We start from the raw sequence: 12,789 nt of genomic DNA, 5'->3' as shown, positions 1-12,789 counted from the left end.
GGGATTCGCCGAGCGGATCTTAAGCATTCATCGCCCGAGATACTTCCTTAACCTTTCATCTTCCGGCTCCCCCAGCACTTGCTGGGTGGGGCCGCATACCCGGATTTCACCCTGATCGACAAAAGCGCAGTGATCGGCAATTTTCAGTGCATCGTCCGGACTGTGGGTGATCATCAGCACAGTGATCCCGGCTTCCTTAGCCAGCCCGGCGACCAGAGCCAGCATTTCCTGCCGCAGTGCCGGATCCAGCGCGGAAAACGGCTCATCCAGCAACAGCAGGGGACGGTGTCTGATCAGGCAGCGCGCCAGAGCAACTCGCTGTTTCTGGCCGCCAGACAGTTGTTCCGGCAGGCGATCCAGATAATGGTCGATGCCGACCCGCATTGCTGCCTCTTTGATCTGAGCTTTGTCAGCGGCACTGAGGCGCAGCCCGGGATGGATTCCCAGAGCGATATTGTCGAACACGCTCAGATGCGGAAACAGGTTGTGATCCTGAAACAGAATAGACAACGGCCGCTCGGCCGGATTCTGCCGGTCGATCACTTCCCCGTTGATCCTCAGTTCACCACTGTCCGGCCGGAGAAAACCGGCGATCATGGCCAGCAGGGTACTTTTACCGGCTCCGCTGGGGCCGATCACCGCCAGAATATCGCCTTGCGCGACCGACAGATCAAAGCTGAGCTGCATCGGCTCCTGATTATGGTGACGGTAGCAATGGCTCAGTTGAGACAAAGAGAGCATAGGTGCAGTCATAAGTTATCCGTTAGCAGTGCGGGCAGACGAGGAAGACCGGGACATTAGCAGGCTTTCCACCACAGTGAAAATGCCCAGACTGAGCAAAAGCAGCAGCAGGGCAGCAACGGCGGCGGCCTCCATCTGATAACTGTCCATCAGCTGGAACAGGTAAAGGGGCAGGGTCTGAAAATCCTGGCTGCCGAACAGGGCAATAGCCCCCAGATCGCCCAGCGATAACACGAAGCTGATCGCCATGGCCTGGGCGACAGGCTTACGCAATGCCCGCCATTCCACCAGGTACAGGCGCGACAGGCCGCGCATGCCCAAACTCTGGCACAGCGGATTGTATTGCTGGGCGAGATGCAGCATCGGCTGGCTCAGGGTTTTGATCACATAAGGCAGTGCCATCAGGGCATTCACAGCCACCACCACCCAGAAGGCCGAGGCAAAGACGTCGGTGACTTCGCGCAGCAGCAAAAACAACCCTGTGCTGATCACCAGCCCGGGGGTGACCAGAATAATGGTGCCAACCAGCTCCAGCCCGTCGGCAGAGAAACGGTAGCGCTGCAGTCGCCAGTAACGGCTGGCACAAAGGATAGCGATGCCGCTGATCAGTGCCAGCAGGCAGGCCAGCAGCGCGATTTGCAATGAATGGCTGATCGCCTGCCACAGGGCGGGGGTGCTCAGCAGCTGCGGCAGCTGGGCATTGAGTCCGGCGCCGAGCACCGCCAGCATAGGCGGCAGTACCAGCAGCAGCACTAAGCCAATCCAGCATCCGTCCCACAATCTGGCCGAGCGGCTGTCGAGATAATTCGGATGGCCCTGCTGAACCCGGCCACTCAGGGTTGTCAGCGGTCGGGCAAAGCGCTGGCCGAACAGGACCAGCGTGCAGCACAGCAGCATCTGCCATAACGCCAGCATGGCACCGGCGGCCAGATCAAAGTCGTATCTCAGCGCCTGATAGATAGCCAGCTCGATCGTGGTAGCTTTCGGACCGCCACCGAGCGACATAATGACCGCAAAGCTGGTAAAACACAGCATGAATACCAGCCCGGCCACCTGCGGCAGTTGCTGGCGCAGCCGCGGCCAGGCGACCAGCCGGAACAGCGGCCAGCCTTTCATGCCCAGATGGGCCGCCAGCTGATGTTGTTCCGCCGGAATGCCTTCCAGGCTTTGCAGCAGCAAGCGGCTTGCCAGCGGCAGATTGAGGAAAACATGGGCGAGCAGAATACCGTTCAGGCCGTAAATGCTGAACGGCAGGGTCATGTCCAGTCCTGCCAGCAATTGTGCCAGCAAACCACTGTTGCCGTAGATAGCCAGCAAACCAAACACCGCGACCAGCACTGGCAGAACCACTGTCATGGCAAACAACCTGAGCAATACCGTCCGGCCCGGAAAACGGCGCCGCGACAGGGCGTAAGCCACAGGGATCGCCGGAATCACACTGAGCAGGGTCGATAACAGGGCCTGTTCAAAGCTGAAGGCCGTGACATGGCGCAGGTAAGGATCCTGCCATAAGCTGAGTGGTTGCAGTTCAGTGGCCTGGCTCAGCAATGCGCTGAGCGCCCCGCCGACCACAAGCAGTATCAGCCCGGCGCTTAACAGGCCGGGCAGGCTGGAACGGGAGAATAACAAGATCTGTCCTATTGCCTTACTGGGTCAGGGCAGTCTGCCACTCGCGGATCCAGCTTTTACGCTCTTTCGCGACTTGGTCGGCGGAAAATTCCAGCGACTTGGCAGGCAACGTCAGGGTACTGAACCCGTCAGGCAGATCCTGGGCGGTGACCGGATACATCCAGTTGCCCGTTGGAATGTGCGACTGGAAGCCCGGGGTCAGGATGAAGTTAAGAAACTGCTCGGCCAGTTCACTGTTGCGGCTGTTTTTGAGCTTGGCGGCGACTTCCACCTGCATATAGTGGCCTTCGCTGAAGTTGGCGGCTTTGTATTTATCTTCTTGTTCGGCAATCAGGTGGTAGGCCGGCGACGTCGTGTAAGAGAGCACCAGATCGGCCTCGCCGTTGAGGAACATATTATACGCCTCTGACCAGCCTTTGGTCACAGTCACGGTTTTCTTCGCCAGTTGCTGCCAGGCACCGGCCGCTTGATCGCCATAGACAGATTTCACCCACAGCATCAGACCCTGTCCCGGCGTCGAGGTGCGGGGATCCTGGTAAATCATGGTCAGATCGTTGCGCTCAACCAGGGCTTTCAGGCTGTCTGGCGGGTTATTCAGTTTCTTGCTGTCGTAAATGAAAGCGAAGTAACCATAGTCGAAAGGAACAAAGGTATCGTCTTTCCAGCCGCCCGGAATGGTGACCGCCGCGGTATCCACTTGGTGTGTGGCCAGCAGCCCGGTTTTTTTGGCTTCCGTCATCAGGTTGTTATCCAGCCCTAACAGCACATCGGCTTTGCTGCTTTTGCCTTCCAGACGAACCCGGTTGAGGATCGACACACCATCGTCCAGGGCGACAAACTGCAGATCGCAGCCGCATTCTTTCTCAAACGCGGTTTCGATGGCCGGACCCGGTCCCCAATCTGCGGTAAAAGAGCTGTAGGTGTAAACCGTTAAAGTCGGCTGGGCGGCGGCGGACGTCGCGGCAGCCAGCAGGGGTAAGGTTATCAGTAGGTGTTTCACAAAGCGCTCCTGAGTTCCTGTCAAACAGGGAATTCCGATTTCTTCAAGGCGCGGGGTTGAGTGAGAGGGAAGGTATCCCGGAAGGCACGAAAGGGGGTAAAGGCGTGCTTTCCTGACTCTCAGTTTTTCTCAATTCCTCCGCCAGCATGATCTGGTTCAGGTTCAATGGGTCCCGTACAGCGTACGATCTCAGCCCTAAGACTCCCCATGAGAACGGCCCTCATTGTAAACGCGGCTGGCACTGGTTGCCAGCCACAATTGCGGCCGGCGGGCAATCCTGAGGCGCTAGTCAGTTGTCAGTTGTCAGTTGTCAGCTGAGGCTATTTGAGCTCATTGAGTCGCCAGTCGTAATCATAGCTAGGGGATGTCAGTGTCACCGGCCGCGTGAGGTATTGATTCAGGTGCTTTTGCAGCTCAGCCAGGGTGCCGAAATCACTCTGATACCAGTCATAAATTGACGACAGGCGAACACGCTGGCCGCGCACAGCAACCCCTTTGTCGCTGTTGATAAAGCGTCTGGCGGCTTGGTCCAGTTGCTCGTTCAGTTTATCGGCCTGCATGACGTCAGGGAGCAGATCCGGGCAGCCTAAACTGGCGCAGTTCACCACATAGTGAATACGCTCGTCCTGCCAGATAGGGCGCAAAATTCTGTGTTCAATATCGTTGAGCGACAGTTTTTGTCCGCTGATGGTGATCAGCTTTTCATCCCAGGGACCGAAGCTGAACATGCCGCCGAGTTTGGTGATCGAGCTGACCGGATAGTTGTCCAGGATGACTTTGACCGTCAGGGCGTTATACAGGTTTACCCAGTAGGCAAATTGCTCATTGCGGCTGTAGCGGCGCGGATCCAGCGAGGCAAGTCGGGTCAGATAGCGGGACAGCGCTGCTTTATCTTGCTGCCTGACGGCGGCATAACGAAAGCGGGTCTGTTCGGGGGCGACCAGCAGATAGTCGTTGATCAAGCCTTGCCAGATGGCGTGGTCAATTGTTGCGGTACTGGCCGGGTTACTGGCTTGCCAGAAAGGCCAGAGATCGGCTTTGGGCGCGGCCAGTGTCGTTGAAGACAGGCTGAGCAGTATCATCAGGAGCAAGACGGTCAGGGTTTGGCGTAACGGAGACATGTGAACACCTCTGTAAAAAGATTGATATTCAACAGACCGAAACCGGAGGCGTTTCTTTCCGATGGCGGGCGCTTAACAAAACACCCTGCCGGAGCAGGGTGTCTGAGCCAGCCAGCACTGACAGTATAGATCAGGCCAAAAAGGCCGGGATCTTACTTTCATACTCGGCGATTTTATCTTCGTGCTGCAGGGTCAGGCCGATGTTGTCCAGACCGTTCAGCAGGCAGTGACGACGGAACTCGTCAATCTCGAAGCTGTAGGTTTTGCCGTTGGCGCTGACCGTCATGCTTTCCAGATCCACAGTCACCTCTGCGCCTTGGTTGGCCTCGACATACTGGAAGATCTCATCGACTTCGGCATCGGTCAGGCGTACAGGCACCATTTGGTTATTAATGGAGTTGCCGTAGAAAATATCGGCAAAGCTCGGCGCAATGATAATTTTGATGCCGTAGTCAGCCAGTGCCCAGGGCGCGTGCTCACGTGATGAGCCGCAGCCGAAGTTTTCGCGGGCCAGCAGAATACTGGCGCCCTGATAGCGCGGTTGGTTCAGAACGAACGCCGGATTGGGCTGTTCGCCTGCGTCATCGAGAAAGCGCCAGTCGTGAAACAGGTGCTTACCGAAACCGGTGCGGTTCACTTTTTGCAAAAACTGCTTTGGAATGATGGCGTCAGTGTCGACGTTCGCGGCATCCAGCGGCACCACCAGTCCTGTGTGTTGTTTGATTCCTGCCATGTTTGTTCCCTCTCAGATTAGGCGGTGGCGACGGTGGCTTGGTCCAGCTCGCGGATATCCACGAAATGACCGGCACAGGCGGCGGCAGCGGCCATCGCCGGGCTCACCAGGTGAGTGCGGCCATCGCGGCCCTGGCGACCTTCAAAGTTACGGTTACTGGTCGAGGCGCAGCGCTCCCCAGGCCCCAGACGGTCGTTGTTCATCGCCAGACACATAGAGCAGCCTGGCAGGCGCCATTCAAAACCGGCTTCGATGAAGATCTTGTCCAGCCCTTCCTGCTCGGCCTGTGCTTTGACCTGCTCAGAGCCGGGCACCACCAGCGCCTGTACATGGGGAGCCACTTTGCGGCCTTTGGCAACAGCGGCGGCGGCTCGCATATCTTCAATGCGGGAGTTGGTGCAAGAACCGATGAAGACTTTATCAATCGGGAAATCGGCCAGTTTTTTACCTGCTTCCAGGCCCATGTAGGCCAGTGCTTTGGCGGCAGAAGAGCGCTCAACCGCATCGCTGAAGCTGTCCGGTGCCGGAATCGGCTCATCAATGGCAATGACCTGACCCGGGTTGGTGCCCCAGGTGACCTGAGGTTTAATGTCTCTGGCATCCAAGGTGAACACCTGGTCGAACTGTGCGTCGGGGTCGGATTTCAGGGTCTTCCAGTATTCCACGGCGGCGTCAAAATTGGCGTCGGTGGGTGAGAAGTGACGGCCTTTGATGTAGTCAAAAGTGGTTTGATCCGGTGCAATCAGGCCGGCTTTGGCACCCAGCTCGATCGCCATATTACAGACCGTCATCCGGCCTTCCATGCTCAGATCGGTAATCGCTTCACCGCAGAACTCCACCACATGACCCGTACCGCCGGCAGCTGTGGTCTTGCCGATGATCGCCAGAATAATGTCTTTGGCTGTGATGCCAGGGGCGACTTTGCCTCTGACTTCAATCTTCATGGTTTTGGCCCGGGCTTGTTTCAGGGTCTGGGTCGCCAGCACGTGCTCAACTTCAGAAGTCCCGATACCAAAGGCCAGCGCGCCGAACGCACCATGGGTGGCGGTGTGGGAATCGCCGCACACGATAGTCATGCCCGGCAGGGTAATACCCAGCTCAGGCCCCATGACATGGACGATGCCCTGGTATTTGTGGTTCAGATCATACAGGGTGACGCCGAAATCTTTACAGTTCTTGGCCAGGGTTTCCATCTGGATACGGGCCATCTCGCCTGACGCATTGATGTCTTTGGTCTGCGTCGACACGTTATGATCCATGGTGGCGAAAGTTTTGCCTGTCTGGCGAACCTGGCGGCCTTTCTCACGCAAACCGTCAAAGGCCTGCGGTGAGGTGACTTCGTGCACCAGGTGGCGGTCGATATACAGAATCGGGTTTTCACCTTCGGCAGCCACCACGACATGGGCATCATAAACTTTTTCGTACAGCGTTTTGGCTGTGTGTGTTGTGTTTGACATTGCTCGTTTGCTCCTCGTCGTTCGGCTTACGCCTGGCGGATGTAGGCGGCGATTTTATCGCCCATGGCGTCGGTTGACAGGGCTGGGCGGTTGCCGGCCAGATCGGCGGTCAGCTCACCGGCTTCCAGTGCCTGGGAGACGGCTTGCTCAATGGCGCGTGCCGCTTCTTCTTGTTCCAGACTGTAGCGCAGCATCAGGGCTGCAGACAGGATTTGTGCTACCGGGTTGGCGATGTTTTTACCTGCGATATCCGGCGCTGAACCGCCGGCAGGTTCGTACATACCGAACTTGTCCTGGTTCAGGCTGGCCGAAGGCAGCATGCCCATAGAACCGGTGATCATGGCGCATTCGTCGGAGATAATGTCACCGAAGATGTTGGAACACAGCATGACGTCAAACTGCGACGGATCTTTGATCAGCTGCATGGTGGCGTTGTCTATGTACATGTGGCTCAGTTCGACATCCGGGTACTCTTTGGCGATACCTTCCACCACTTCGCGCCACAGGATAGAGCTTTGCAGCACGTTCGCTTTGTCGATGGAGCACACTTTCTTGCGACGCAGACGGGCAGATTCAAAGGCGATCCGGGCGATACGCTCGATCTCATAGCGATGATAGACCTCAGTATCATAGGCCTTTTCCATCGCACCTTCCCCTTCGCGACCCTTCGGCTGACCGAAGTAGATGCCGCCGGTCAGCTCGCGCACCACCACTATGTCAAATCCACGCTCGGAGATGTCGGCACGCAGTGGCGAAAAGGCTTCCAGACCATTGTGGATCTGCGCCGGACGCAGGTTACAAAACAGCTGGAAGTGTTTGCGCAGCGGCAGCAGCGCACCGCGTTCCGGTTGCTCATTGGCTGGCAGGTGCTCCCATTTCGGGCCGCCGACCGAGCCGAACAGCACAGCATCGGCAGCTTCGCAGCCTTTCAGGGTGTGATCCGGCAGCGGCGAGCCGTGCTTGTCGATGGCAATGCCACCTACATCATACTCTTCACGCTCCAGGGTGAAGCCAAACCGGGCTTCAATGGCATCCAGCACTTTGTGTGCCTGACGCATGACTTCCGGACCGATCCCGTCGCCGGATAACACGGCAATTTTATAGCGTTGACCTGCCATGGTTATACTGTCTCCATTTTTGTTTTCTGTTTAATTTCTGCAATCTGCTCGGCGCGATGGATGCTGTTGATCACATGCAGCAGAGCCTGTCCGGACGCTTCAACAATGTCGGTTGCCAGACCGGTCCCGTGGTACTTGCGGCCTTTGTAGTTGGCAATAATATCCGCCTGACCCAGGCCGTCTTCCCCTTCGCCTTTGGCGGTCAGGTCAAACTTGTCCAGAGCGATTTCATAGCCGGTTAAACGGTAAATACACTGGTACAGCGCATCGACCGGACCATTACCGACCGCGGCTTCACATTTCTCCTCGTCACCGCACTGCAGCTTGATGCTGGTGGTCGCCATGACGCTGCCTGACTGGACGCTCAGGTAGTTCAGCTTGAAGTAGTCGTCTTCCTCGCGCATGTTGGCGAAGTACATCAGGGCTTCCAGGTCGTAATCGAATACCTGGCCCTTGCGGTCGGCCAGTTTCAGGAAATCGGCATACAGGGTATCCAGGTTGTACTCGTTGTCGTTGTAACCCATGCTGTCCATGTGGCTCTTGACGGCCGCACGGCCGGAACGGCTGGTCAGGTTCAGCGCCTGGTTCTTCAGACCGATAGATTCCGGGGTCATGATCTCGTAAGTGTTCTTGTTCTTCAGTACGCCGTCCTGGTGGATACCGGACGAGTGACTGAAGGCATTGGCACCGACAATGGCTTTGTTGGACTGAATCGGCATGTTGCACAGCTGGCTGACCATCTTGCTGGTGCGGGAAATTTCTTCGTGCTTGATATTGGTGGTGACACCCAGCAGTTCGGCACGGGTTTTGATGATCATGGCGATCTCTTCCAGCGCACAGTTACCCGCGCGCTCGCCAATTCCGTTAATCGTGCCTTCTACCTGACGGGCACCGGCCTGAATGGCAGCCATGGAGTTAGCGACCGACATGCCCAAGTCATCATGGCAGTGTACCGAAATGACGGCTTTGTCTATGTTTGGCACGCGGTTGAACAGCTGGGAAATAATGCCGCCGAACTCACTGGGCAGAGTATAGCCGACAGTATCGGGGATATTGACCGTGGTTGCGCCGGCTTTGATGGCCGCTTCGACCATGCGGCACAGGTTGTCTATCGGGGTACGGCCGGCATCTTCACAGGAAAACTCGACATCGTCGGTGTACTTGCGGGCACGGGTAACGGCAGCAACGGCCATATCGATAACATCATCGTAGCTGCGGCGCAGTTTGTCCTGAACATGAATGGTAGAGGTGGAGATGAAGGTATGGATTCGGAAGGCTTCGGCAACTTTTAACGATTCGGCGGCGACATCAATGTCATTGGCTACAGCACGGGACAAGGCACAGACGCGGCTGTTTTTGATGTGCCTGGCGATGGTCTGCACCGACTCAAAATCGCCCGGCGAGGACACCGGAAAGCCAGCCTCAATGATATCTACACCCAGACGCTCCAGTGCGTAGGCAATCTGCAGCTTCTCTTTGACGGTTAAGCTGGCGGACAAGGCCTGTTCGCCGTCGCGCAAGGTGGTGTCGAATATAATGACCTGATCGTTCATGATTGCTTCCTTTTTAGTTGGCCTGCCTGTCTATGATGGCTGGGTCGCGTCCTGTACGCCGGGCCTTTATACGAAAAACCCGCGCTTGGGCGCGGGTTAATCTGAATGTTTAGCGGTGAATTTCACCCATCAGCTACCCACGCGACTGGTCACGAGAAGGAGTAGGCTGAGTAGAAGAGTGAATTGTGTTTGCATTGTAATTTTTGATCCGCTGTGTTGTTGACCAAAGGAATATCAAATTGTACAGACTAGCGTCAAGCGATAATTGTATCTTTATGCATTTTCAATAGGAGAGCAGGGGAGCCAGACCCGCTTTGGTACTAGTCGAGCAGTGGCTGTCACAGACCCGTGGCTAGCGCACAGCCGTACCTGACCCCACCGCCAGCGCAAAGACGGCGATTGTCATTATCCTTCCTCGAAATCGTCACCCGGATGTCATATCCGCTTCTTAATCTGGCTGCACAGGTTAAGAGGAGAATAGTGCTATGGCAGTGACTGTACTAGTACCTATCCAGCGCTTTGATTACGCCTTTTCCAGTTTATGTCTGTGTCACCGCTTTAATCAGCCGGTGGCGACACTGAGCCGGATAGTCTCCCGTTCGGGCGACGGGCCTTTGTACTTACTGTTCGGCTTGCTGGCCTGGGTGTTTGACCGGCAACAGGGCAGTCAGGTATTAGGCCTGGGATTACTGGCATTCCTGTTGGAATTGCCTGTCTACCTGCTGTTGAAAAACACCTTCAAACGCAACCGTCCGGCGCAGCTACCCAGTTTTATTCAACCTTCTGACAAATACAGCCTGCCGTCCGGGCACACTGCCGCTGCTTTTCTGATGGCGTCTTTAATTTCTACCTATTACCCGGCCGTAGCCTGGCTGGTCTGGCCCTGGGCAATCCTGATCGGATTTTCCCGTGTGCTGCTGGGTGTGCATTTCATTACCGACATTGTGGCAGGCGCTTTGCTGGGCATGATGTGCTTTGATATCGTCAAGGGGGCGATATGAAGATACTTTACGGCGTACAAGGAACCGGTAACGGCCATATTTCCCGGGCCAGAGAAATGGCCAGAGCTTTTTCTCAGCTTGGCGTGAGTGTGGATTTCCATTTCTCCGGCCGTCCTGCTGAACACTATTTTGATATGGCGTGTTTCGGCGATTATCACACCTCCCAAGGGCTGACTTTTATCACAGAGCACGGCAAGGTGAGCCACTGGAAAACGTTCCGGCGTAATTCACTGCGGAATTTCTGGCGGGAGGTCAAGGCCATGGATTTGTCCGGCTATGATCTGGTGATCAATGACTTTGAGCCGGTTTCCGCCTGGGCCGCCCGCCGGCAGGGGATCCCCAGCCTGGGACTCAGTCATCAGAGCGCGTTTTTGTATGACGTGCCTAAAGAAGGGGAAAACTGGCTGGACAGAAAGCTGATCCGCTATTTTGCGCCGACGGATCAGCCATTGGGTCTGCACTGGTACCATTTCGGCGCTCCGATCCTGCCGCCGATTGTGCCTCAGCATACCGCTGTACCGGCACAATCCGATGGCTCAATACTGGTGTACCTGCCTTTTGAAGCGCTGGATAAAGTGCTGGAGATGTTGTCCCGCTTTTCCGCGGTGACGTTTTACTGTTATCACCCGTCTGTGCGGCACAATTATCAACAGGACAATGTACAGGTCTGCACACTGAGCCGGACAGGTTTTCATCAGCGATTAGCCGTGTGTGACGGTGTGATTGCGAACGGCGGCTTTGAACTGCCGTCCGAAGCCATCGCACTGGGCAAGAAATTGTTGCTCAAACCCTTGCAGGGCCAGTACGAGCAGCTGAGCAATGTGGCGACGCTCGAGATGATGGGGTTGGCGGTTGGTATGCATTCACTGGATGCCGCTGCGTTACGTAACTGGCTTGACAGCCATTCGCCGGGTCAGGTTATCTGGCCGGATGTAGCGCTGGCGGTTACCCGTTGGTTACAGGAGGAAAACCGCCCGCCAGTAGACGCGCTGTGCCAGTCACTCTGGGAACCTGTCAGCTTCCCGGAGCCTGTCCTTGAAACCGTGGCGGATTTTGGCTCAGACGGCGGGATATCCAGTGAGCGTTCATTAATCACTGGGAGTTATTGATCACCTTTTCTTCCTGGCGTGGCTGGCGCGTCAGGAGTCTGATTCCCTTCTAAGTAATTGAAATTCATCTTTAGTCATATTGTTTTATATCCTTTTAGATATTTTTATAACGAATTTATCTGCTTGTTTTTGTTTGGACTATCGTTCAATATTGACCTATATCATACTGTTAGAACCCGGTTGGTCACTCTCAGGGTATTGGTGTCATCATTCTTTTGAATAATACTGATTACCCCCAGTTTTCTAATGGGTATGTGAGGGTGTTGTGCCCTGGTTAGCGGGAGCAAGACTCTCAGGATTATTCGAAGAAGAGGTCAGAAATGGCGCGTAGAGGTATGTCTTTCCAAGCAGCAGAAAATCTTTCCATGGGCCTGAGCCTACGGAATGTGGATCTGAATTTGCTGACAGTATTTGATGCGGTGATGCAGGAGCAGAATATCACCCGAGCAGCACATAACCTGGGTATGTCTCAGCCAGCGGTGAGTAATGCCGTTGCACGACTGAAAACAACCTTTGATGATGAGCTGTTCATTCGCCATGGAAGAGGCATCCAGCCAACCACCCGAGCCAAGCAATTATTCGGCCCTGTGCGTCAGGCGCTGCAGCTTATTAAAAATGAACTGCCGTCTTCGACTTTCCTGCCGGAAACCTCGAACCGCTTGTTCCGCCTGGCGGTGTGTAATCCGCTGGACATCCGTTTCGCCCCTCACATCCTGCGGCAGCTGGGCGATCTGGCGCCCAAAGCACAGGTGGCCCTGGAAGCGGGAATCGAAAGTGACATGGTGCAGAAACTGCGCTATCAGGAGCTGGATTTCGTAATCGATTATCTGCGCTTTGATGATCAGGGCTTCACGTCGACTGAATTATTTAAAGACGAGTTGGTTGTGGTCGCTGCCGGTAACCACCCGCGTATTCAGGGGGCGCTGAGTGCCGATGAGTTTGTAGCTGAAAAGCATGCGGTGCTGCAGCCGGTGCAGGGGGCCCGCGGGTTTGCCGAAGCCGTCTATCATCAGGTGCCGGGCTGCCAGATTGCCTATCAGGGCGGCAGCCTGAGCAATATGATGTATGTCGTCGGCCAGTCTGATCTGATTGCCGTGATGCCGAAGTGGCTGGCGCAATCCATGGCGGATACCTTGTCGCTCCAGTTGATGACTCTGCCGTTTGCAAATAAGACCATCAGCGGCTACCTGAGCTGGCATGACTCGTCGCAAAAGGACAAGGGCCATCAGTGGCTGCGCGAACAGCTACTGGCTATCTGTGATCAAGTTATCTGTTAAGTTTCGCTAAGCTTACTGTGCTGAATACGGCTATTTCTCTCCGGAGAAAC

11 protein-coding genes and 1 riboswitch are annotated in these 12,789 nt (G+C 55.7%); of the genes, 3 read left to right on the top strand and 8 right to left on the bottom strand.

The features are described from left to right. Nucleotides 1-27: 27 nt before the first annotated feature. From thiQ to leuA, 8 genes are all read right to left on the bottom strand, one after another. Nucleotides 28-753: a thiamine ABC transporter ATP-binding protein gene (gene thiQ / locus D6M16_RS10795; RefSeq protein WP_162940976.1), complete on the bottom strand. Its 726-nt coding sequence runs from the start codon at nt 751-753 to the stop codon at nt 28-30. Between the two features lie 3 nt (nt 754-756). Then, nucleotides 757-2,370, bottom strand: a complete 1,614-nt coding sequence (gene thiP, locus D6M16_RS10790) for a thiamine/thiamine pyrophosphate ABC transporter permease ThiP (protein ID WP_120511783.1) — start codon at nt 2,368-2,370, stop codon at nt 757-759. Nucleotides 2,371-2,386: 16 nt separating this feature from the next. Continuing rightward, nucleotides 2,387-3,370: a thiamine ABC transporter substrate binding subunit gene (gene thiB / locus D6M16_RS10785; protein WP_120511782.1), complete on the bottom strand. Its 984-nt coding sequence runs from the start codon at nt 3,368-3,370 to the stop codon at nt 2,387-2,389. 115 nt (nt 3,371-3,485) lie between these two features. Continuing rightward, a riboswitch (TPP riboswitch) is annotated at nt 3,486-3,588 on the bottom strand. Nucleotides 3,589-3,690: 102 nt separating this feature from the next. Then, a complete protein-coding gene (locus tag D6M16_RS10780) occupies nt 3,691-4,470 on the bottom strand; it encodes a DUF547 domain-containing protein (RefSeq protein ID WP_420812232.1) in 780 nt (259 codons plus the stop codon). 151 nt (nt 4,471-4,621) lie between these two features. Then, nucleotides 4,622-5,224 carry a 3-isopropylmalate dehydratase small subunit gene (gene leuD, locus D6M16_RS10775; RefSeq protein WP_120511781.1) on the bottom strand — a complete coding sequence of 201 codons (603 nt, stop codon included), beginning with the start codon at nt 5,222-5,224 and terminating at the stop codon, nt 4,622-4,624. Between the two features lie 17 nt (nt 5,225-5,241). After that, on the bottom strand, nt 5,242-6,681 hold the full coding sequence (leuC, locus tag D6M16_RS10770; protein WP_120511780.1) for a 3-isopropylmalate dehydratase large subunit: 1,440 nt from the start codon (nt 6,679-6,681) through the stop codon (nt 5,242-5,244). A gap of 26 nt (nt 6,682-6,707) precedes the next feature. Further along, nucleotides 6,708-7,799 carry a 3-isopropylmalate dehydrogenase gene (leuB, locus tag D6M16_RS10765; RefSeq protein WP_120511779.1) on the bottom strand — a complete coding sequence of 364 codons (1,092 nt, stop codon included), beginning with the start codon at nt 7,797-7,799 and terminating at the stop codon, nt 6,708-6,710. Between the two features lie 2 nt (nt 7,800-7,801). Further along, nucleotides 7,802-9,352 carry a 2-isopropylmalate synthase gene (gene leuA / locus D6M16_RS10760; protein ID WP_120511778.1) on the bottom strand — a complete coding sequence of 517 codons (1,551 nt, stop codon included), beginning with the start codon at nt 9,350-9,352 and terminating at the stop codon, nt 7,802-7,804. Nucleotides 9,353-9,837: 485 nt separating this feature from the next. Here leuA and D6M16_RS10755 point away from each other — a divergent pair, with 485 nt between their 5' ends. The 3 genes from D6M16_RS10755 (at nt 9,838) to leuO (ending at nt 12,739) form a co-directional block, all read left to right on the top strand. Continuing rightward, entirely contained in the window at nt 9,838-10,353 is a 516-nt protein-coding gene (locus D6M16_RS10755) for a phosphatase PAP2 family protein (RefSeq protein WP_162940975.1), read from the top strand. Then, a complete protein-coding gene (locus D6M16_RS10750) occupies nt 10,350-11,462 on the top strand; it encodes an MJ1255/VC2487 family glycosyltransferase (protein ID WP_120511777.1) in 1,113 nt (370 codons plus the stop codon). Before D6M16_RS10755 ends, D6M16_RS10750 begins: the two co-directional genes overlap by 4 nt. A gap of 320 nt (nt 11,463-11,782) precedes the next feature. Next, nucleotides 11,783-12,739: a transcriptional regulator LeuO gene (leuO, locus tag D6M16_RS10745; RefSeq protein WP_120511776.1), complete on the top strand. Its 957-nt coding sequence runs from the start codon at nt 11,783-11,785 to the stop codon at nt 12,737-12,739. Nucleotides 12,740-12,789 lie beyond the last annotated feature (50 nt).

Source organism: Photobacterium salinisoli, from assembly GCF_003614885.1.
In the GTDB taxonomy this organism is placed as follows: Bacteria; Pseudomonadota; Gammaproteobacteria; order Enterobacterales; family Vibrionaceae; genus Photobacterium; species Photobacterium salinisoli.
Note: the sequence above shows the minus strand (reverse complement) of the source record. Positions and strands in the feature narration are given on the sequence as shown.

Coding starts and splice junctions, on each gene's coding strand:
- thiQ (WP_162940976.1), bottom strand. CDS start 753: ATGACTGCACCTATGCTCTCTTTGTCTCAACTGAGCCATTGCTACCGT.
- leuD (WP_120511781.1), bottom strand. CDS start 5,224: ATGGCAGGAATCAAACAACACACAGGACTGGTGGTGCCGCTGGATGCC.
- leuC (WP_120511780.1), bottom strand. CDS start 6,681: ATGTCAAACACAACACACACAGCCAAAACGCTGTACGAAAAAGTTTAT.
- leuB (WP_120511779.1), bottom strand. CDS start 7,799: ATGGCAGGTCAACGCTATAAAATTGCCGTGTTATCCGGCGACGGGATC.
- leuA (WP_120511778.1), bottom strand. CDS start 9,352: ATGAACGATCAGGTCATTATATTCGACACCACCTTGCGCGACGGCGAA.
- D6M16_RS10755 (WP_162940975.1), top strand. CDS start 9,838: ATGGCAGTGACTGTACTAGTACCTATCCAGCGCTTTGATTACGCCTTT.
- D6M16_RS10750 (WP_120511777.1), top strand. CDS start 10,350: ATGAAGATACTTTACGGCGTACAAGGAACCGGTAACGGCCATATTTCC.
- leuO (WP_120511776.1), top strand. CDS start 11,783: ATGGCGCGTAGAGGTATGTCTTTCCAAGCAGCAGAAAATCTTTCCATG.